This is a genomic window from Litoribrevibacter euphylliae, assembly GCF_042646085.1.
GTDB lineage: Bacteria > Pseudomonadota > Gammaproteobacteria > Pseudomonadales > Litoribrevibacteraceae > Litoribrevibacter > Litoribrevibacter euphylliae.
On the sequence record NZ_JBHRSZ010000007.1, the window covers coordinates 525316 to 544728 of the forward strand.

Annotated in this window: 18 protein-coding genes; 10 read left to right on the forward strand and 8 right to left on the reverse strand. The window is 44.3% G+C overall.

What is annotated here, in order from left to right; all coding sequences use genetic code 11:
- Positions 1 to 132: 132 nt before the first annotated feature.
- The 4 genes from ACFOEK_RS17535 (at position 133) to ACFOEK_RS17550 (ending at position 4172) form a co-directional block, all read left to right on the forward strand.
- Positions 133 to 1740 (forward strand): methyl-accepting chemotaxis protein, encoded by a 1608-nt coding sequence (locus ACFOEK_RS17535; protein ID WP_386722770.1) that lies wholly within the window; start codon positions 133 to 135, stop codon positions 1738 to 1740.
- 201 nt (positions 1741 to 1941) lie between these two features.
- Positions 1942 to 2241: a DUF1330 domain-containing protein gene (locus tag ACFOEK_RS17540; RefSeq protein ID WP_386722771.1), complete on the forward strand. Its 300-nt coding sequence runs from the start codon at positions 1942 to 1944 to the stop codon at positions 2239 to 2241.
- Between the two features lie 126 nt (positions 2242 to 2367).
- A complete protein-coding gene (locus ACFOEK_RS17545; RefSeq protein WP_386722772.1) occupies positions 2368 to 3246 on the forward strand; it encodes an alpha/beta fold hydrolase in 879 nt (292 codons plus the stop codon).
- 29 nt (positions 3247 to 3275) lie between these two features.
- Complete coding sequence (locus ACFOEK_RS17550; RefSeq protein ID WP_386722773.1) at positions 3276 to 4172, forward strand: LysR family transcriptional regulator; 897 nt, start codon at positions 3276 to 3278, stop codon at positions 4170 to 4172.
- On the opposite strand, the gene ACFOEK_RS17555 is transcribed toward ACFOEK_RS17550, so the two are convergent.
- The 5 genes from ACFOEK_RS17555 to ACFOEK_RS17575 all read right to left on the reverse strand — a co-directional run bounded on the left by ACFOEK_RS17555 (position 4123) and on the right by ACFOEK_RS17575 (position 7749).
- Positions 4123 to 4563 (reverse strand): hypothetical protein, encoded by a 441-nt coding sequence (locus ACFOEK_RS17555; protein ID WP_386722774.1) that lies wholly within the window; start codon positions 4561 to 4563, stop codon positions 4123 to 4125. The genes ACFOEK_RS17550 and ACFOEK_RS17555 overlap by 50 nt on opposite strands.
- A 56-nt stretch (positions 4564 to 4619) precedes the next feature.
- The gene (locus ACFOEK_RS17560) at positions 4620 to 6323 is read right to left on the reverse strand and encodes an amidohydrolase (RefSeq protein ID WP_386722775.1); all 1704 of its coding nucleotides are present in this window, start codon (positions 6321 to 6323) and stop codon (positions 4620 to 4622) included.
- 246 nt (positions 6324 to 6569) lie between these two features.
- The gene (locus ACFOEK_RS17565; RefSeq protein WP_386722776.1) at positions 6570 to 6878 is read right to left on the reverse strand and encodes a barstar family protein; all 309 of its coding nucleotides are present in this window, start codon (positions 6876 to 6878) and stop codon (positions 6570 to 6572) included.
- A gap of 57 nt (positions 6879 to 6935) precedes the next feature.
- On the reverse strand, positions 6936 to 7466 hold the full coding sequence (locus ACFOEK_RS17570) for a hypothetical protein (RefSeq protein WP_386722777.1): 531 nt from the start codon (positions 7464 to 7466) through the stop codon (positions 6936 to 6938).
- 40 nt (positions 7467 to 7506) lie between these two features.
- Complete coding sequence (locus tag ACFOEK_RS17575; RefSeq protein WP_386722778.1) at positions 7507 to 7749, reverse strand: hypothetical protein; 243 nt, start codon at positions 7747 to 7749, stop codon at positions 7507 to 7509.
- 526 nt (positions 7750 to 8275) lie between these two features.
- Here ACFOEK_RS17575 and ACFOEK_RS17580 point away from each other — a divergent pair.
- The 6 genes from ACFOEK_RS17580 (at position 8276) to ACFOEK_RS17605 (ending at position 18100) form a co-directional block, all read left to right on the forward strand.
- Positions 8276 to 10018: a diguanylate cyclase domain-containing protein gene (locus tag ACFOEK_RS17580; RefSeq protein ID WP_386722779.1), complete on the forward strand. Its 1743-nt coding sequence runs from the start codon at positions 8276 to 8278 to the stop codon at positions 10016 to 10018.
- Positions 10019 to 10113: 95 nt separating this feature from the next.
- Complete coding sequence (locus tag ACFOEK_RS17585; RefSeq protein ID WP_386722780.1) at positions 10114 to 10527, forward strand: CBS domain-containing protein; 414 nt, start codon at positions 10114 to 10116, stop codon at positions 10525 to 10527.
- 433 nt (positions 10528 to 10960) lie between these two features.
- Positions 10961 to 14599 (forward strand): FG-GAP repeat domain-containing protein, encoded by a 3639-nt coding sequence (locus ACFOEK_RS17590; protein ID WP_386722781.1) that lies wholly within the window; start codon positions 10961 to 10963, stop codon positions 14597 to 14599.
- 225 nt (positions 14600 to 14824) lie between these two features.
- Entirely contained in the window at positions 14825 to 15811 is a 987-nt protein-coding gene (locus ACFOEK_RS17595) for a lipase family alpha/beta hydrolase (RefSeq protein ID WP_386722782.1), read from the forward strand.
- A gap of 84 nt (positions 15812 to 15895) precedes the next feature.
- On the forward strand, positions 15896 to 16978 hold the full coding sequence (locus ACFOEK_RS17600) for a lipase secretion chaperone (protein WP_386722783.1): 1083 nt from the start codon (positions 15896 to 15898) through the stop codon (positions 16976 to 16978).
- A 99-nt stretch (positions 16979 to 17077) separates the two neighbouring features.
- Positions 17078 to 18100 (forward strand): M48 family metallopeptidase, encoded by a 1023-nt coding sequence (locus ACFOEK_RS17605; RefSeq protein WP_386722784.1) that lies wholly within the window; start codon positions 17078 to 17080, stop codon positions 18098 to 18100.
- Positions 18101 to 18177: 77 nt separating this feature from the next.
- Here the strand turns inward: ACFOEK_RS17605 and ACFOEK_RS17610 are convergent, their stop codons facing one another.
- The 3 genes from ACFOEK_RS17610 to ACFOEK_RS17620 all read right to left on the reverse strand — a co-directional run bounded on the left by ACFOEK_RS17610 (position 18178) and on the right by ACFOEK_RS17620 (position 19373).
- Positions 18178 to 18570 carry a hypothetical protein gene (locus ACFOEK_RS17610; protein ID WP_386722785.1) on the reverse strand — a complete coding sequence of 131 codons (393 nt, stop codon included), beginning with the start codon at positions 18568 to 18570 and terminating at the stop codon, positions 18178 to 18180.
- Positions 18571 to 18591: 21 nt separating this feature from the next.
- Positions 18592 to 18801, reverse strand: coding sequence for a DUF4177 domain-containing protein (locus tag ACFOEK_RS17615; RefSeq protein WP_386722786.1), 210 nt, complete (start codon positions 18799 to 18801; stop codon positions 18592 to 18594).
- Positions 18802 to 18983: 182 nt separating this feature from the next.
- Positions 18984 to 19373: a DUF2750 domain-containing protein gene (locus tag ACFOEK_RS17620; RefSeq protein ID WP_386722787.1), complete on the reverse strand. Its 390-nt coding sequence runs from the start codon at positions 19371 to 19373 to the stop codon at positions 18984 to 18986.
- Positions 19374 to 19413 lie beyond the last annotated feature (40 nt).

Sequence of the window (19413 nt, forward strand, 5' to 3'; positions counted from 1 at the left end):
TTCATCATTAAGAATAAAAAAGTGATTGGTTATTGATCTAGTTCAAGTGGAATCACAAATCTTAACCAAACCGTCCAGATGTTTTCGTTATCCTGCTGACCTACAAAAGACCTAACCAAAAATGAGGGTATTATGTTTTCAGGTATGTCGCTGGCTCACAGGATTCAACTGACGTTATTAGGTATTGCCCTAATTTTATTGAGTTCAACAGTGATCTTTTTCTATTACGACGAAAAAGCGCTGACAGAGGATCTGGTTGAACAAAATCTCGAAAACATGGCGTTGAATTACTTCGATTCGATCAATGCCATGATGTTGACTGGCACCATCGCCAATCGCCAAATCATGCAGAAAAAGATGCTCAGTCATGAGTCGATTGTGGAAGCGCGTATTCTTCGTGGCACTGGTATTACTAGCGTGTTTGGTGCAGGTCACAGTGATCAGGCGGCCAAAAGTGCCTTTGAGCGCAGTGGTCTTAACGGTGAGAAATCTTTCGAAATTTTTGAACTCGACGGTCAACGTCTGATGTCGTTGATTCTGCCGATCAAAGCCACCGATGACTATGCTGGAACCAACTGCTTAACCTGCCACCAAGTGAATAAAGGTGAGATCTTAGGTGCGGTCAAATTAACCTACGATTTGACCGATGTGGACGAGTCCATCGTCAGTTCTGTGACCAAAGCAGCGCTGATGCAGCTGCTGTTCACCCTTATTGGCTTCACGATTTTGGGCGTTATCTTCAATCGCTTGGTACTGTTCCGCTTGAAGCGGTTACAGAAAACCATTAAGTCGGTGGAAGATAACCTCGACTTGAATCAGGAAATCATCGTCCATCATGACGATGAACTGGGTGCGGTCAGCAAAGCACTGAACAGCATGATGCGTAAATTCAAAGAAAGTTATCTGTTTGTGGCCGATTCTGCCAACCGTTTGGTGGATGCGGCTGAAACCGTGGATGAGATTTCCGACCTCACCAAGAACTCCATGATCAACAACAAAAAAGGTACTGATTCGGTCGCGGCGGCGATTGTTGAGTTGGATGCGTCGGCCACCGAAGTACAACAAAACACCCAAGTAGCCTCGCAAAAATCGGAAATGGCCAATCATAAAGCGGCCGAAAGTTTGAGTTTGGTGGAAGACGCCAAGAACGGCATTAATCATCTACGAGATCAGGTCATCGAGAATACTCAGAAGATTACCGAATTGAGCGAACGTACTAATGAAGTAGGCAGTGTTTTGGAAGTGATCAACGGCATTGCTGAACAAACCAACTTGTTGGCATTGAATGCGGCCATCGAAGCGGCACGCGCCGGAGAACAAGGGCGTGGGTTTGCGGTCGTAGCCGATGAAGTACGTTCGTTAGCGACCCGTACTCGTGAATCCATCGACACCATTCAGCAAACCATCAGCCAGTTGCAGCAAGACGCCGGGAATGCCGTGGAATCCATGACCTCGGTGAGTCAGCAGGCCAGCGACAAGGCCGAAGATGTGACCAATGTGGCCAGTTTGCTGGTGGAAATTACCAGCCAGATTGAAGAGTTGGATGCGTTGAATTGTCAGATCGCCAATGCAGCGGAACAACAGAATTTGGCGGCCGAAGAAATCAATCAAAGTACGGAACGCATCAGTGAAGTGGCGGATGAGTCCAGCAAAGACGCCATTCGCGGTAAAGAAGTCAGTGAACAGATGCTGGCATTGGCCAATGAGCTGAAGGTGCAGGTGGCCAAGTTCAAGCTGTAACCCGTCTCATCAAACATTCTCTCTGAGGAGGTTCAATCCTGAACCTCCTCATTCTGTTTTCTAGAAACTTTCGAACGATTTTGCGTTTGCTTCCATCCTAGATATCAATGGGTATATTGCTGCCCATCACTTAAGGTAGTCTTTATTCGAAGTAACTAAGACTGAAATAGCTAAGATTAAAATAACTAAGAGTGAACGAATATGGCGCATGAAATACATGTGGGTGTGAGAGTGGAAGACGAAGCAGGGTATCAGGCTTATCGCGAAGCTATGTACCCAATTCTTCAGAAGTATCAAGGCGATTTTGTGTTTGATCTGTCTGTGGATAAGTTGTTGAAAAGCCCTTTACAAGAAGTGGTTAACCGTGTGTTTATCATTCGATTCAGTGACCAGGAAGAGAGAGATGCCTTCTTCTCTGATCCCGAGTATTTGGCGGTTAAGCATAAGTATTTTGAAGCTTCCGTGGGTTATTCAGCCATTCTACGAGCCTATGATATTTAGTCAGGGAACGAGGATTGAGTGTTATGCCGCAGAGACACAAGCAAAGGGTTAACAATTGTTATTTATTCCAAGCTGGAACCTATTAAACTATTGCCTTTGAATTAGCCGCATAAAGTAGGTCATCAGATGATTCCAGAATTAGAGCCTTGGTCGTATCAAGTCCGTACCGGATTTAATTTGAGAGGTTGGCGTACCCGTTTCAGTGGTAAACCGATTATTCATTTCTTGCACGGCAATGGCTTCTGCGGACTCACTTACTTACCTATGTTGAAGCCGCTGTTAAACGACTTCGATCTCTTGATCACCGACTTGCCGGGCCACGGTGACAGCGATACCGGCGGTCGTTTTATGGGGTGGAATAAGTGCGCGAGCTTGGCTTTGGAAGTCGTTCACCATTTCTCCGGGTTATTACCACAAGCGGTGCCTATCTATGCGGTCGGGCACAGTTTCGGTGGCGTGATTACCTCCTTGATGATGGCCAAAGATAAGCACTGTTTTGATCAGGCAATTTTGCTCGACCCAGTGATTTTCCCGCCGGGGATGTTACGAGTGATGGCAACCATCGACTTATTCGGTCTGCTTCAGCAATTACCTTTGGCGAAACAAGCACGCGTTCGCACACAAGAGTGGGATAACCGCGAAGCCGCTTACGATTATTTCCATGAACGTGGCACTTTCAAAGGCTGGCAGCCTGAATGCCTTCAAGCCTATGTGGATTATGCGTTGCAAGACACTCATGATGGTGTCAGCTTGAAGTGTCCGCCGAAGCGCGAAGCCGATATTTTTTCGTCCTACCCGAAACGTTTGTGGCCGTCGTTGAAACGTATTTCCACTCCGACCGAAATCTGGGCGGCCAAGAAAACCTATCCGTTCATTGCCCGTTCCATTGAGCGCTTGAAAAACCACACTGCCTTTCATGCAGAAACGGTGGAAGGTGGTCATTGCTTCATGCAGGAACGCCCGGAAGAGATTGCTGAACGTTTACGTAAGCAGCTATTGGGCTGATTGTTAATGGTTCGCTAGACTGATTGTTTATGAACACCTTACATCTCAAAGCCCTGTTGTTAGCCATTGAAACCGGTTCCATTTCTGCGGCGGCGCGTAAGTTGGGTAAGACGCAGCCCCAAGTCAGCCAGTGGATCTCGGATCTGGAATGCGATCTGGGTGTGACCTTTTTTGAGCGTAGCGGCAATAAGACCTCGTTAACTGAGGATGGGCAACGCCTGTTGCCTGCACTCACGCACAGTCTTGGGCAATTGGATCACTTCATCGACAGCGCTTATACCTTAGCAAAAGCGGAGCCGACGGTACTGAATATCGGCATTGAACACTTCCTACCTGAAAGTGCCTTCTTGCAACCGCTGACTGAGATACTTAGCTCCTCTGAAACGGCGTCGTTGAATGTGGATGTCTATCGTGATGACAAAGTAGGCTTAGTAGCAGCCTTAGCTGCTGGTGAGGTGGATTTGATCCTGATTCATGAGTCGGAGATCGTCCATCACTCACAGTGTGAGTATTGTCGTTTGGGCGGTTATCACGAAATCTTGGTGTGCGGTGTTGAACATCCGCTCGCCAAGGAGACAACGGTCTCTACCGCGTTGTTGAGCCAGTATCGTGAGTTAGTGTGGGGCGACGCAGATGCCGATTCGAATGATGGTTTTAGCCCAAGCTATGGCGTCTTTTCAGACGTCTCCACCGTCACTCAATTACTTATTCAACACCAAGGCTTTGCCTTTTTGCCGAAAGACGCTGTGAAGTCTCTGATCGACAGTGGTCAGCTGGTGGCGTTGGACTGTGATTTTGAAACCCAAACCATCGCGCGACGAGTGGAGCTGTGCTGGCGCAACGGACTGGCCTTGTCGAAGCGAGGCAAGGCGGTGATCACTGCTTTTCAGCAGCATCACCAGTTGGTGACCGGGTTGCAGCGCTAAGAGCGTCCCACCAATCAAAGACATACAGCGCGGCATAAATGGGCAGCAATGCCCAGAGCAGCGGATCATCCCATAACCAATGCGTGGTGCCGATCGTCGCCAAGGCGAGAATCATTAATTCACTGATTCCGATTAACAGAAACAACTTGGTGAAATGCACCAGATGGCGGTGTATCGGGTTGCTCAGTGTTGTTTTCTGGTAGGTAGCTTCAAACAGGCCGACAATGCCGGCTGCCATCAATAATCCCACCACGGCAAGAATGGCCGACTGATTTTCCTGCTCCATGTGGCGCATGCTGTCGAAGGTGTTGGCGTATAACCAAGGACCTATCATTAGCAGTAACAACACCTGCTTGGTCGCTACTTCGACGTAGAAACGTTGTACGGCCATACTGGCTTCCTTAATAAAAAGTTCCTTAACAAAGAGTTCCCTTAATAAAAAGTCCCTTAATCATCAATATCAAACACTATCTTGCCTTGCAGCATCGTCATCCAGATTTCGGTCTTGGCAATTTGGTTAATGGACAGCTGTGTGATGTCTTTTTCCAAGATCACCAAGTCTGCGGATTTACCCACATCCAAAGATCCGGTGATGTCCTCAATGCCCAGGCTCTTGGCGGCATTGATGGTATAGGCGTCGATGGCGGCGTGAACATTGGGTAAGCCGGTTTTGGCCATTTTCAAGCTGTTGGCGATACCAACCAACGGGTTGATGCTGTGGACATTCCAGTCGCTACTAAGCGACAGGTTGGCACCGGTGTCGTAGATGGCTCTGAGGTTCATCATCGCAAGGGTGCGCATTTTACCGAGAAAGAATTCGGCCCAGCCGTGATCGTGTTCCGCTACATAGTCCGAACCGACCTGAAAATCGGCAGTGACATCCAGCTCAGCAAAACGTGGTACATCCTTCGGGTTCACTAATTCAACGTGCGTTAGGGTGTAGAGCAATTTCGTGGCTTGTTGTTTCGTGCTTTGTTGTTTCTCTTGTGTGCGCTTTACATGTTCAATGGCGTTGAGCGATTCGCGAATGGCACCGTCACCAATGGCGTGAATATGGGCGCTGTAGCCCAGTGTTGCCAGCTCGCTCAACCAGGTTTTCATCTGATTCGGTGGAATGTAGTTAATGCCAAACGGCTCATCAGGAATGTGGGTATCATGATAAGGGTCAAGCGTTTTGGCGGTGCCGTTAACAAAGATGCCATCACTGTACATCTTGACTTGATTGGTCAGCAGCAAGCCGGAACGATCCGTGGTGTGGATGGTTTTCAAATAGTCCAATTGAGGGGCCATGGCATCGGTGGGGTAAATCCACGGGCGAAGTGAAACGCGGGCAGTGAGATCACCGGCTTTTTCGGCCTCTTTCCACACCTCGTACCAACCGCGTTTCCAATACAAACGACCATCGCCAATAGTGGTAATGCCGTGGGCAGCGGCTTCGGCCAAGCCGATCATTAAGCCCTTATAACTCTGATCGAATTGATTCTTGAGGCTGTTCCAGGCCATTTCCATCACAATGTCACCGGCGTTATCCAACAGGATACCGTTTAGCTCGCCGGTGGTTTCATCTTTCAGAATCTTTCCGCCTTGAGGTTCTGGCGTCCGTGAGGTGATGCCTGCCTCCGCCAGCGCAACCGAATTGACCCACATGGAATGGGAGGTCTGCTCCATGATCACCACAGGCTGATCCGGAAAAATTCGGTCGATCACTTCCAGCGGCGTGTGACGATTATCTTCATGCAGTACGGCATCAATCGAAAAACCGTAACCTATCAACCATTCATCAGGGTTGGCATGACGCCGACATGCTTTGAGATAGGGAATTTGCTCATCCGCAAGAGCATCCATATCCAGCTCGCAGTTGCCTCCGGCTTCGGATGCTGCTTCAAATACATGATTGTGGTTGTCGATAAAACCGGGCATGACAAAAGCGTATTCGAGATCAATGACTTCGGTGTTGGCAGTACGGTAGCCCGCCAACGCTTCACTATCACCAATATCGAGGATTTTCCCGTCGAGAATAGCGATGGCATCGGCCTGTTCGTATCCGTAAATCGTAGCGTTGGTAAGCAGTGTATCAGCGTGATCGCTGGCAAAGGTGTTGAGACTCATAGTTAAGCAAGCCATTAGTTTGAGTGACGTTGGTAAGTGCATGGTGTGTTCCTGACCCTCTCAACAGAGCAGGGCGTAAAAAGAATGAATTTATGACGTGCTGAAAATTACCATAGCTCAAAGCTGAGCAAAAAATAGTCACTATATGGGTTTTGGGATGGTGGGGTTAGGAAAGTGCAGAGTATTGATGTGGTAGGAGTTGGAGTAGATGAGCTTTATTTTTTAGTAACGGTATTCTTGGCTTTGTTAGATTTGAGGCTAGCAACAAAATTAATATTCATCCTTGAGCTAAATGTCTTCATTCGATGAACTGTCTTGATGAAATATAACCTGTCGTTCTGGAAATTCTTTTGCGTAATCTTGAAGGCACTCTATAAAGCCGTCATGCAATTCTGGGAGAAAACCCTTTAGAGCTGCGAGACCTTTTATTTTCAAGGTTTTTGGCATAGAAGATTGATCGTTATCTGTGATGCAAGCCCAGAATGCATCTAGGTTATTTCCATAATAGTCAGGAAGGTTGAGCGTCTTTGATATGTACTTATGAAACGCTTCTTCATCCATAATACCTGTTATATTTATGAGTAATTCTTCATTCATTATTTTGAGTGCTAATAGCTAGCTTACTAAGCAAAGTGTGTCGTCTGGTTAACTGTTTCAACCCTCAGAATTGATGTTCGGCCAGTCTTTAATTTGTTTATGCTTGTGACTTACCGAAAAATAGTACCAATTTTGCCACCCTTTACCGAATACATCGATTAACTTACTTTCAAGTTCTTCCGATTTTGTCTGTTCATACACGTAACCCAACAGGCGAATTGTATCTGGGTTTACTGTTAAGCTAGCAAAAAGATCATGCATACCCCTATGACTTTGCTCCATCAAAACAATATATGCATCACAAGATAAATCACTCCAATCTTTTTGCCACTCGGGGTTACCATCGTATATTTCATCGTAATCGCTTACCCATATAAATTCGGAATTTGCCCAAGAACCGCAAAAAGTTTCACTAAACAAACCTTTTGGCTTATCACGGATATGAGGTTCACTGATTAGGTATAAAACTGAAGACGATAAAAACCAGTCATTAACAAGATGTGATATAGAGCTATGACTGATATATGGAGATGGGCGTATATACTCTTTCTTTGTTTTATTTGCTAATGCAACATAATCTAATCCCATACGATCCTCATCAGACGGTTAACGCTTTTTATTAGATGCTTTAGAAATCAAAGGAATCATCTAGATTAATACTCCCTTCATCATACTTTTTCTGAATTTCTTCTGCACTTATAGCTTCTGCTCCTATTACCTTAAAGCTTCCGAATAGAGCACTATTAGGATCACACAATAAATGCTCAAGTTCTGCACTATCAATGTCTACTGTTTTATATTCTGGATCTAACTCTTTTCCTGTGCTGTCTGTTCTTTGTTTTCTTAAGACTATTCTAACTGGGTGTTCCATCTTGTCCTCTCTCTAATCAAAAAATATATAACGCTGTGATAAATGGTGAGTAATTTCTTAACCAGTACACACATATCATTAAAACAATAACCTAATACATGCTGACAGGTATGTTAACCACTAATTTTATCAACAAGCTTTATTCCTGAAACGAGATAGTGTTTCAGCGAATAATCACACTGGGACAAAAGCAGAGTTATATTCTCTGAATTCAGGCGAAGATAGAGGATGAAGAATGCGTAACCGAATTCGATTCGGGTGAGCGAGTTCAGATACACAGAAGAGGACGTTGAACTCACTCAGTCAAAGCTTCCTGAACGGCTGCTGCAATGGCAGTCTGCTTGGGCATTGATACCTATGGTGATGACTGGCATACATGCGCTCATATATCTACTGATTAAAGGGCGAAAGTCTCAAGGTTTATTCGTAAGCTTTTCATTCTTATAACTATACTTTTAGGGATATTTTGGGGGTCTGAATCGGCCTCTCCTTTGTCCTATGTCTTTCCATCCTGTATAGAGTTTGAATGATGCTTAAAAAGCGACTGTCCCGAGCTAGTCTGTACTCGTTGTGTGCCTTAGCGATTGGATTGATTGCCCTGATTGGGCGGGTGTTTGAAATCTCTGTGCTGTATCAGGTCGTGGCCGGTTTTCCAGAGACTTCCTTCAATACCATTACTATGATTGTGTTGATGTCGGCAGCCTTGCTGATTCGAGACACAGTGTCCTCACACACCTGTTCTTTCTGGGCGGTATTTTCCTTGGCCGGAATCGTGGGTTGTTGGTCGTTGATGAACCTGATTGAGTTTGTCTCGGGCAGTTATTATGGCTTGGTACAGTTGGACGTCTCAGGGGAATTACGATTGGCTTCGCTGGTTTCCTCGCCTCACACCAGTTGGCTGTTTTTCTTATTGTCATCCGCGATGTTGACCGGCTTGCTTGTCGACCCAAAACAGGCGTTTCATGGCGAGCAGTTGCTGGTGATCATTGCTGCCTTCTTTGAACTGATCTTTTTTACCGGTTACCTCAATCAAATGCCTCTGTTTTACTCGGGAGAGTTTTCGTTAGGTATTTCACTGGTGACCTTGAGTGCCATGGTGTGTTTGACCGTTTCGGTGTTGTTGCTGCATAGAGATAAAGGGTATATGAAGACTCTGTTCCAGCAGCGAACAGGCAGCTATCTGTTACGCCGAGGGTTGATCTTTGTGCTGGTAGGTTTGGTGACGTTATCCCAACTGCGTAACTTGTTGACGAGTTATGAACTGGTGATTTCCGATGGCATTGTGATTGCGCTGTTGTTAGCAATGGCGTTGGTTTTTCTTTATAGCTATGCCGTTAAGATTAATGCCATCGAAGAAGGCAAAGACCGTGTCGAAGGTTATTTTGAAGAGGTTTTTAACGCTTCGCCTAATGGCATGGTGTTGGTAGATCGCCGTGGTGAAATCTTGTTGGTCAATGAGTATCTTGCAACGCTGTCCCAGTATTCAGCTAATGAGCTCAAGGGCATGGCTATTGAAACTCTGGTACCCAAACACATGCGTCGACAACATCAAATTGATCGTGAAAATTATGTCCAGAACCCTCGACGACGGCTTGCTGGCACAGGAAGGCGTTTAGCGTTGCTGAAAAAAGACGGTAGTAGTTGCCCGGTAGATGTGTCGATTTCTCCGGCGCATATCAATGGAAAGCAGATTACCGTTGCCGCCGTGGTGGATTTAAAGCACCGAATCAAACTGGAAGAGAACCTTCAATATCTTGAACGTAAAGCCTATTTGGATGCATTAACGCAAATCAACAATCGTGAATGGTTTGAAGAATCGATCCATTTCTTTCTGGAAGGGGCGCGTCGTTTAAATAAAAAGGTGGCGTTTTGTTTTTGTGATCTTGATGGCTTCAAACAGATTAACGATGACCATGGTCATGGTATTGGTGACGATGTTTTAATCGAAGTGTCCAAGCGCATGAAGCAGGTGACGAGAAAAGGCGATGCGGTCATTCGCTACGGTGGTGATGAGTTCCTGATCATTCTTAACCACATTAGTCAGGCCAGTGATGTCGATCGGGTAATGAAGGCACTGCTGAATGTTATGAGTACGCCTATCGTGATTGGCAACCTGGCGCTAACCTGCAGTGCTTCTATTGGTGTCAGTTTATTCCCGGATGATGGTTTGGAACCACAGGAATTAGTCGAACAGGCAGACCATTCGTTGTATAAAGTGAAAAGCGAAGGCAAGAATAACTACGCCTTCGGATCGCCTAAAGTGAAATAGCCAGTAATGAACTCTTTCACGGATTTGGCTCTATGGTTTGGTCAAAGTTGGCTATCTTAAAAGCTGTGTGTATTTCTTTAATGAAGGATCTTTAAATGAAAATCAAAGACGTGATGACTTCCGACGTTGCAACCTTAAACGCTAATGCTACCTTGGCGCAGGCACGTGAGTTAATGGAGTCGAAACGCATTCGTCAGATTCCGATTGTGGATAAAGAAGGCAAAGTTGAAGGCATCATCTCTAAGCGTGACATCTATGCTGCCAGTGTCTCCAATCTGTCGGAAAACTATGAGCGCAGTAAAAATCTTTTGGAAGGCCGTCTTCAGATCTCGGAAATCATGACCACCGACGTTGAAACCATTGAGGCGTCTGAGTCTTTGTCTTCGGCTGCGGTTAAGCTTCAAGAATTGCGGGTCGGTGCACTACCGGTTGTGGAAAATGGCAAGCTGGTAGGAGTGATTTCAAGCTCGGATTTCTTGGGCATCGCGGTGATGTTGTTGGAGAAGTAGTCGCTTCTTACAAAAATGATGAAGCTTGGAAGCTGTCTGTCATACTCTTTTAAGAACTTGAATTAATTTGTCATGCTTGAGCATCTGGTGATCAGTTTAGTACTTGGTGTATTTATGGTTTTGAGTATAAAAATTGTTCAAACGATCGTTTAATTTTCTTGAATGCTGCCGACGTTCTGGTATGTTTCATATCCAAGGATTGGATATGATCAATTTCAGAAGCTTTGTGTGACTAAGGAAAGTCTGATTTGCTCTGCTTTTGATTAGGTTTACGAGGCCTAATCCCTTTATCCCCGCTTTTTCTGAACTCCCTGTTTTCTAGGGATGATCGTTTTAAATTCCTGCCAAATAATAACGAAATAGCACAGTAGCCAGTTTTCTAAGTACGGCTTGTTCATCCGTATCTTTAGGTGCTGCTAACGAAGGTGATTCTATGAATACGTCCAAGAAATTGATGATCTGTATGCTGGCTGGAAGTCAGCTTGTAGCCTGTGGTGGAGGCGGTGGCGGCTCCAGCTCTGGAGACAATAAGGAGAAACCGACACAGTCTTTTTCTACTCAAACCAAAGCTAACCAATACTATGTTCAATTGGCGAATTCGTCTTACAGCGGCGAGACTGAAGTTGCTAGTTTGTCGGAACGAAATTTACTGGAATTCACCTCATATTTATTTGGCCCAGAAGGTAATGATGTTGAAGAGCCAACAGGCCCTGTATTAGCCAGTGTTTCCAGCAGTCAAAGTACACTGTCTTCAATAAAAACACTTACTAAGTTAAATATTGGCTCTCTAACTACTGCAACGAAAAAGAGACTTGCTGGCTCTTCTTCAAAAATTGAAACGTCAAAGTCAGCTGAACTATCCACCAGTGCAATTAGTGCTTCTGAAGTGATTCCTGTTGATGATGTGGTTAATTGTGATACAGGTTCAATTAGCTATAACGGCAATGTTGATGAATATGGCGTGGGCGTTGTTAATATTAGTTTTAATGCATGTCAGTACGATGATGCAACGACCAATGGCAAAGGACATATTTCTTATAATTCAGAGAATTTTGAGGATTACACGTTTTATTATGATGGAGTAACGGTAACTTCTTCAGAAGGCGTTTCTATCCTGGATGGTTACATCGAAAACTCTTATGCACTTGGCTTATATTCTTCCAATCACAATTTAACGGTTACGGATACCAATATATCTCTTCAGGTTCACTATAAGAACTTTATTGAGTCCATAGACCCTCATACGCAAGCATTATCTTTAAATGGGAATATCTATTTAAGTGAAGTCGGTTATGTAACTGTTTCTACCCAAAATGCCATTACTTATAGCAATAACTCTTTGAAAAGTGGCGGAGTAACTTTTTCTAATGGTACGCAAAGCGGCCAAATTAATGTTCATTCAGAACAGAATATTGTTGTCTCTCTGGATAATGATAATGATGGTTACCTAGAAACAGGAGTATTGCTGAATGATACGTCAGAATTAATAGATGACAATATTGGTAACCTCCAGTTTATCCCATACGATAACATCAATATGATACCTATCGTAGATAGTCCAAGTATTTACTTTCGTGACTATGCGAGAGATACACGCTTCCCTATTTATGTTGATAACCCCTCCGTTTCAGATTTAGAAAATGATCCTATTACCTTCTTAGAATATCGTTGGTACGTTAACGAAGAGTTAGTACTTACGACAAATACAAATGAATTTCCTCCGTTTACGGCTTTTTATGGTGATGAAGTAGGCGTTCGTGTTTTAGTCTCTGATGGACATAATCAAGTACTGTCTGAAGTAGCTACTATCCAAGTTGAAGATGCTCCGAGAGTACTGGAGGTGAGTGACGTTCCGGCGAGTTTTACTCCTGGTGATGTTGTAAGTTTTACGGCGGCAATGATTGATCCTGATACACCAAACCAGCCTATCAGTGCTGTACTGGAAGGTGTTCCAGAAGGAATGACCATTGATGATGAGGGGCAAGTGACATGGATGGCTGTTGAACCTGAATTTGGTGGGATATCTTTATATGAATTGAGAGTGTTATCTCCTAATAATTCAAACTCGTTTATTGATATTGAGTTTAGGGTTGAACGTTCTATTTCTACTTCAGTGATTGCTAGGTCAGAGACAGCTTTTTCTTCTGTGAATCATTCGCTACATGTGGCTGACTTTGATGGTGATGGTAACAATGAAATTCTTACAACAGATGGTAGTAAGAAAGTGATGCTGTTGGCTCAAGAAGGGGATCAGTATGTACAGGATTGGCTTTATCCTTATTCGTTACCCACGGAAGGTCTTATCAAGCAGTTGCAGGCATTTGACGTCGACGGAAATGGTGTTCAGGACATTATTGTTGGAACAGAGTACGGTGTATCCGTGATCTATGCAGAAACTGCAAGAGCAGAAGCTTTGCTTAATTTAAGTATTCCTGAGCGTTTAGTGGCTTTAAGCGTAGGGAAGCTTACGACTAGTGGGAACCCTTCATTGCAAATTTTACTAAGAGATGATCACTTTGATTGGTTTGTGGAAGTAAGAGATATTGTTACTAATGCTTCCGAGCGACTTCCCGTGGGAGATGATGCTTTTGAAGTTACAATTGGGAATGTAGATAGTGATGAAGCTTTGGAAATTATCACTAATAACGGTTATGTCTATGATGGGGCCACGTTTGCCAATCAATGGTTTTATCAACAAGGGTTTGGACAGTTTATATCTATAGGAGATGTAAATGCGGACAATATTTCTGAGATTGTAGCAGTAGATAATTCTGATGATGAATTAAGAATTTTTGATGCCGTTTCCAAGGAAATTTCTTTGAAGAAGGATCTGGTTGATTCTTACGTGGAATCAATATTTGTTGGGAATATTGATACTGATCCTCAGGAAGAGTTGATTGTAGGCTATGACTATTGGGATGGTGGGACAGTAGCTTATGATGTTAGTTCTGGAAATCTTGAGATTGAAGCTAGTTGGCCTTTGGAATGGAATAATCGAGCTTCTGTATTTACGATGGGAAATATTGATCAAGATCCTGATAACGAAATACTTTTTAAGTATGGCTATCATTTGGTAGTTGTTGATAATTCAATCCTGTCGACTTATCAAGTCGACGGTTTTGGATCATCTTTTGTAAGTTTCGGATGGGGCACTGTTGATAATGATGATAAAGCTCTATATATGAGAGCTTCAAGCAGCATAGATAGTTTGGACTTCCATATAGGGAGAGAGTCTATTCGTTCTACTGGGCTCGATCCGTATGGGATAACAGCAGGAATAGTCCTTGACTACGATGCAGATGATACGGATGAGTTGTTTTTAGGTCTTTCTGGTGGATATCTAAACCCAACAGATTTATTAGTTCTAAGTATTGATGATGTTATAACAGAGTGGAGTGGTGAAGTTGATAGCGACTCATCAGGGGTTGAGCGACTAAAATTATTGAAAGCTAATAGAGATAATATGTGGGATGTTATATATGCCCAAGGAAGTAACATCAATATTGTTGATATTAAGAATGATGTTTTAATTAGTAATAACTCATCCTTTTCTAATGATATCTCTGACATTGTAGTTGCAGACTTTAATAATGATGGTTTGGATGATTATGTCGCATCATCCTGGGGTAAGACACAAATATTGACGCAGGTTACTAGTGGCTTTGAGTTATTTGCCGAAGCAGATATATATTGTAGAAGGATGGAAGTCATTAATATTAATAATGACCAAATACCTGAGATTGCTTGTGTGGATGGTCCAGGACACTCTTTATTAAAAATATTGGATGCGAATTTACAGGGAATAAATGAATTTGATCTAGACAATAACATTATTGAGATTGTTGCTGATCCTCTTGATACGTCTGCAATATTTGTTGCTCAATCAACGAACTTTTACAGACATAGCCGCCTTTCTAAAATCTCTGCGATTTCTGGCAATGTCTTATGGAATGGCTTTGACATTTTAGGGAGTGTCAACAAAGACAGTTGGCACATTCGCTCTGCTGAAGAAGCAAATGGCGGTGCGAGAATGTCTATTGGCACAAGCGAGGCTATGTACCTCATTCAGTAATTCCGTTACTGGTAACAATAAACCGAGCCTAAGTGCTCGGTTTTTTGTATCTCACATTTATGTCTTAACTATTTCACGCAATCTAGTCGTTGTTCATGGATGGAACCACGACTGATTCACAGTTCAATGGCTTAACGGTTCAGTCTATCCGAATGGGTAGTTAGCGGACTGGTTGGCCTCTTCTAAGATCCACCCCTCACCAAATAACAATAAAAGGGGTGTCTCATGATTTATCGCTTAATTCTTGTTTTATCTACATTGCTGTTCAGCCAGGTGTCTTTGGCGGGGGCAGCGTCTACTCAATATCCTATTGTCATGGTACCGGGTGCGGCTGCATTTGATACTGCGTTAGGCATTGATTATTGGTATGGCATTACGGGTAAGTTGCGTCGTTATGGTGCGGAAGTGTATGTCACCAATTTGAGTTCAATTCAGTCTAATGAGCAACGCTCAGAGGAACTGATTGCTGATCTGGAAAACATTCTGGCCATTACCGGTGCTGAAAAAGTCAACTTGATTGCTCACAGTCAGGGTGCATTGGCGGCGCGTTATGCGGCGGCGGTTATGCCAGATCGTATTGCGTCTGTAACCACTGTGTTCGGTATGAACCGGGGCACGCATTTCTCCAACGGTTTCCGTAACGCGATTGAAGAAGGCAGCTTCTTGGAGTCGGTGGGAGCGTTCCTGATTGATAATACCTTCAACTTTATCGAGTTCTTGTCAGGTGTACCGCAAGACGGCAGTTACAACAGTGAGCAACGAGGTCAGCAAAGTATCCTGGCATTAGCTGAAGCGACTGACATCAACAAGGTTGCTGAGTTTAACCGTCAATACCCACAAGGCTTGCCTTCGAAAGATTGCATGGATAACCAAAACGGTACCCAAGGGGAAGTGTCGTCTAAGTACTTTGTGAATCAGACTGTGAATGGTGTCCGTTACTACTCATGGGGTGGTGTGAAGTCTCGTACTAACTGGTTTGATCCGTTGGATTCTATCTTTGTGACGGTGGTGTCGTTGTTTGTGCCAGGTGATTTTGTGTGGGATGGCTTAGTGCCAAACTGTGGTCACGGCTTGGGTAATGGTTTGAAGATGAATTATAAGCACAACCACTTCGATGCGATTAACCAAACCATGGGCTTAGGCCATTGGTTTATGGATGTGCCGTCTTTGTATCTGACACACGCTAACCGCCTTAAGAATCAAGGTTTGTAAGCACTGAATAGGTTCCAAGAAGGTTTTGAAAGGCTTTGGTGGTCTTAGACCGCCAAAGTTTTTCTGTGAAAGAAGGGCAGGTTTATGAAAACGTCTTTGAAAGTAACCGTATGTGGGTTGATGGCTGTCATGGCCGGTTTAGCTGTGATGAGCATGACATTTGAAAATCAACGTGCGTCATCAGATAGTAAATTCAGTGAGAGCCATAGTCTTAATGAGAGGGAGGTTGTGACTTCTCGTGAGAATATTACGGATGCTGCAGGCAATCTTAAGCCCGAAGCTGTAGTTTCTGATAATAAAGGGGCTCAGCAAGTCATTGAATGGCAAGCAGCGTTACCCTCTCAGTTTCAGGGAACCCGTGTGGTTGGTGCGTTAGAGGTTGATGAACAGGGAAATCTGATCGTTAATTCTCAGGCCAAACAGGTCCTAGATTATTTCTTTACCGCACAAGACGATGCGTCCATCGAGGAAATTACCACTTGGCTGGAAGCCTATTTTTCTGAGCAATTGGTGTCGCCTGCGCGAGAACAGGCCTCTCGGTTTTTAGCCCAGTACATCGACTACAAGACGCAACTGAATCAGTTAGCCGTTGAACCGGACGTTTGGGGGCGGTTGTACGATCCCGGTCAGTTGGTAACGCCATCGGATCTGACCTCGTTAACTCGCGTGTTTCATGAGCGAGAGGCATTACAGTCCCAAGTGTTTGATCAAGCCACTCAGGCTGCCTTGTTTGGTGAAGAAAACGACTATGACGAGCTGATGCTGAAACGCTTACACGTCAGTTTGTCAGATGCGTCAGAAGCAGAGATTCAACAACAGCTAGCTAGTCTCGATCAGCAATTACCACAAGTACAGCAAGTCGAGCGCGAGGCCAGTCAGTTAGCTATTCATCATAAGGAACTGTCTGAAGACATAGCAGGGAGTGATTCCGCAACACAATACCAGGCGTATGCTCAAACGTATGGCGATGAAGCAGCGGCTCGTCTGATTGCATTGGCCGAGAGACGTAAAGCGTTCGATCAAAAAAGAGCGCTTGTTGAGGCATATCGAGATGCGTTAGGAGAGAACGCCAGTGCTCAAGCGTTGAATGACTATATGAAGTACGAGTTGGGGTTGTCGAACGGTGATATCCAGCGAATTAATACGTTGGAACAGATTGCCAAATAAGGTTCTGAGGTTCCTTAACATTCGTCTCTGGTTTAGATGAATATTCATGCGTGTTTTGTATTATCATGACGGGATTGAATATGAGAGTCAGAGACGGCTATGGATATTATCAACGGATTGTATTTGGATGTTAAAACGGCCTCAAAGCGAGAAATGGCTTTGTCGGTGGATGATCAGGGAATGGTCTCTGTGCCAACAACCCAACGAAAAATAGATTTCAGACAGTTGGAAATCTCACCTCGAATCAAAGATTCGACCCGCTTCATTACCTTTCCTGGTGGTGTGTTATTTGAGACTGAGGACAACGATCAAGTGGATCGTTTGGTTGCTCAATTTCCTGCTCAGTCCAAAGCGTTCAGTATCGAGCCTTCTTTGATGCTTCGTTTAGCGATCTTGGTCTTGGTATTGTTACTGAGCTGGGCGGGGATTCGCTATGGAATTCCGAAGGTGTCTTATGAGACGGCGATGTTGGTTTCTCCTGAAACGTTAGTGCACCAAGGTAAGGCGGCCTTTGAAGGGTTTGATGAAGACTACTTTGAAGAATCGACCTTGAGCAAAGAGCGTCAAGATGAGCTGCAATCGTTGTTTAATGAGTTGGTGCCGGATGAAGGTGGTATGTACGATTTTCGATTGCACTTACGGTCTTCGAAGATGCTTGGTGCAAACGCATTTGCCATGCCGTCGGGAGATATCGTACTCACCGATGAGTTGGTTAAGCTGGCGGAAAATGATCATGAAATTCGCTCGGTGCTTCTTCATGAAATCGCCCACGTGGAGCTTCGTCATGGTACGCAATCTTTAATTCAAACGTCGGCACTTGTATTGGCCGTTGTGGTGTTTACCGGTGATATTACCAGTGTGAATGCCTTGTTGTTGGCGACACCGGCCTTATTGTTGAATTCAGGCTACTCTCGTCGTTTTGAAGAGGAAGCGGATCAGTTTTCCTTGGATCACATGCGGCTGATGGATATTGATCCGATACACTTTGCAACTATGATGGAGAAGCTTAAAGAAGCGCACGGGGAATCGGAAGAAGAGCATTCCAAGTACTGGTCGAGCCATCCATCCAGTGATGATCGTATTGAGAAGTTTGAAAAAGCCAGTGCAGAATTTAATGGCTAGAGAACGCGCTCTAGGTCGGTAATAAGAGAAATAAAAAACGTCGCGTAATGCGACGTTTTTGACTGAAGGATGAAAACTTAGCTATCGCTTCGAGATAACACGTCCTTCAGCACCCGTTGCCCGGCCTTGTTGTTGTGATCTAACACAATGGCTTGGGAACGGAACAGCTCATACAGTTCAAAAACAGAAATTCCAATCAAGAGCGCAACACCGACTTCGATAAAACCATACCAAAGCAGCGCGATACCGCCCCAAAAAACGAGAATATTCATCAAGCCTAAGCCCCATTTTCCAAGGTAGAAATGGTGCAAGCCGGCAATGAATATGTAGTTTAAGGTTGCGTAGGTATCCGGGTCTTTGATGGCTTTTTCAGACAGTCGATAGTAGCTTGCGCGTTGACTGTCTGACAGTTCACGAACCTGCCGTCTCAGTTGTTCTTGCTGTTCTTCAAGAATGTCTTTTTTTAGCATGAGTGAGCCTTAGGCAAATGATTATCGACCCAGTGTGATGATCACTGCTTCACGCTTCCAGAATAGAAGCAAACGCTTTTGCTCAACGATCTGGAACACTACTTGCCAACCGTCTGCAACTTCTTTGTTTAATGCGGCTTCCATTTTTTGAACCGGGATACTAGAAGCACCTAAAAAGATTGCACCTAGACCACCTTCCATAACAGTAATTACTTTATATTCCTTGTGCATAATTTCCTCTAAAATCAGTTTGTTAGGCCAGCAGCAAGATAACAGACTTGTAACCCTGAATCCATAGACCAAGGGTGTTAAATAGCTGCCTGAACGGCCAGATTTACAGAATAAAACAAATTTCTAGTGTGTTAATGGCATCTAATGGAGATGCTTGAGGCATTTTGGATAAGCCCCTTATATTACCAAGCGTCCGAAAGTTCATCCTGAATGTCACTTTTTAGTTCAGACGGCTCAATAACCCAGACGGATTTATCGGAAGCAGGGAAAACCCCCACTTCCAAACCGTCGTTTTGAAGCCCGGAAATCCAGCGATTCAAAAACTCAGGCAGAGCAATGCTTTTTGGTGTTAATGCTTCACCATTGGCATCGGCGTAATCTTTTGCGGTTTCTGAGGTGGGCCATACCGGGAGATATTCGAAGTCTTCCTCTTCAGAGAAGATTTTCAAAAATTGATTATCGTTATTAATCAAAATCCAAATTTCTCGTTCTTCACCGACCATGCTAAGAAAGAAGTCATAGCGACTTTCGCAGTCGAGTTCACTTGCATCCAGGGATTGTTCGTCGCTCATACGGGGAAACCTTTTATGTCAGAAGATGGTGTTGATCAAT

Excerpts from the sequence above, each read along its gene's own strand:
- ACFOEK_RS17535 (WP_386722770.1), top strand. The coding sequence starts at position 133 with ATGTTTTCAGGTATGTCGCTGGCTCACAGGATTCAACTGACGTTATTA.
- ACFOEK_RS17540 (WP_386722771.1), top strand. The coding sequence starts at position 1,942 with ATGGCGCATGAAATACATGTGGGTGTGAGAGTGGAAGACGAAGCAGGG.
- ACFOEK_RS17545 (WP_386722772.1), top strand. The coding sequence starts at position 2,368 with ATGATTCCAGAATTAGAGCCTTGGTCGTATCAAGTCCGTACCGGATTT.
- ACFOEK_RS17550 (WP_386722773.1), top strand. The coding sequence starts at position 3,276 with ATGAACACCTTACATCTCAAAGCCCTGTTGTTAGCCATTGAAACCGGT.
- ACFOEK_RS17555 (WP_386722774.1), bottom strand. The coding sequence starts at position 4,563 with ATGGCCGTACAACGTTTCTACGTCGAAGTAGCGACCAAGCAGGTGTTG.
- ACFOEK_RS17560 (WP_386722775.1), bottom strand. The coding sequence starts at position 6,323 with ATGCACTTACCAACGTCACTCAAACTAATGGCTTGCTTAACTATGAGT.
- ACFOEK_RS17565 (WP_386722776.1), bottom strand. The coding sequence starts at position 6,878 with ATGAATGAAGAATTACTCATAAATATAACAGGTATTATGGATGAAGAA.
- ACFOEK_RS17570 (WP_386722777.1), bottom strand. The coding sequence starts at position 7,466 with ATGGGATTAGATTATGTTGCATTAGCAAATAAAACAAAGAAAGAGTAT.
- ACFOEK_RS17575 (WP_386722778.1), bottom strand. The coding sequence starts at position 7,749 with ATGGAACACCCAGTTAGAATAGTCTTAAGAAAACAAAGAACAGACAGC.
- ACFOEK_RS17580 (WP_386722779.1), top strand. The coding sequence starts at position 8,276 with ATGATGCTTAAAAAGCGACTGTCCCGAGCTAGTCTGTACTCGTTGTGT.
- ACFOEK_RS17585 (WP_386722780.1), top strand. The coding sequence starts at position 10,114 with ATGAAAATCAAAGACGTGATGACTTCCGACGTTGCAACCTTAAACGCT.
- ACFOEK_RS17590 (WP_386722781.1), top strand. The coding sequence starts at position 10,961 with ATGAATACGTCCAAGAAATTGATGATCTGTATGCTGGCTGGAAGTCAG.
- ACFOEK_RS17595 (WP_386722782.1), top strand. The coding sequence starts at position 14,825 with ATGATTTATCGCTTAATTCTTGTTTTATCTACATTGCTGTTCAGCCAG.
- ACFOEK_RS17600 (WP_386722783.1), top strand. The coding sequence starts at position 15,896 with ATGAAAACGTCTTTGAAAGTAACCGTATGTGGGTTGATGGCTGTCATG.
- ACFOEK_RS17605 (WP_386722784.1), top strand. The coding sequence starts at position 17,078 with ATGGATATTATCAACGGATTGTATTTGGATGTTAAAACGGCCTCAAAG.
- ACFOEK_RS17610 (WP_386722785.1), bottom strand. The coding sequence starts at position 18,570 with ATGCTAAAAAAAGACATTCTTGAAGAACAGCAAGAACAACTGAGACGG.
- ACFOEK_RS17615 (WP_386722786.1), bottom strand. The coding sequence starts at position 18,801 with ATGCACAAGGAATATAAAGTAATTACTGTTATGGAAGGTGGTCTAGGT.
- ACFOEK_RS17620 (WP_386722787.1), bottom strand. The coding sequence starts at position 19,373 with ATGAGCGACGAACAATCCCTGGATGCAAGTGAACTCGACTGCGAAAGT.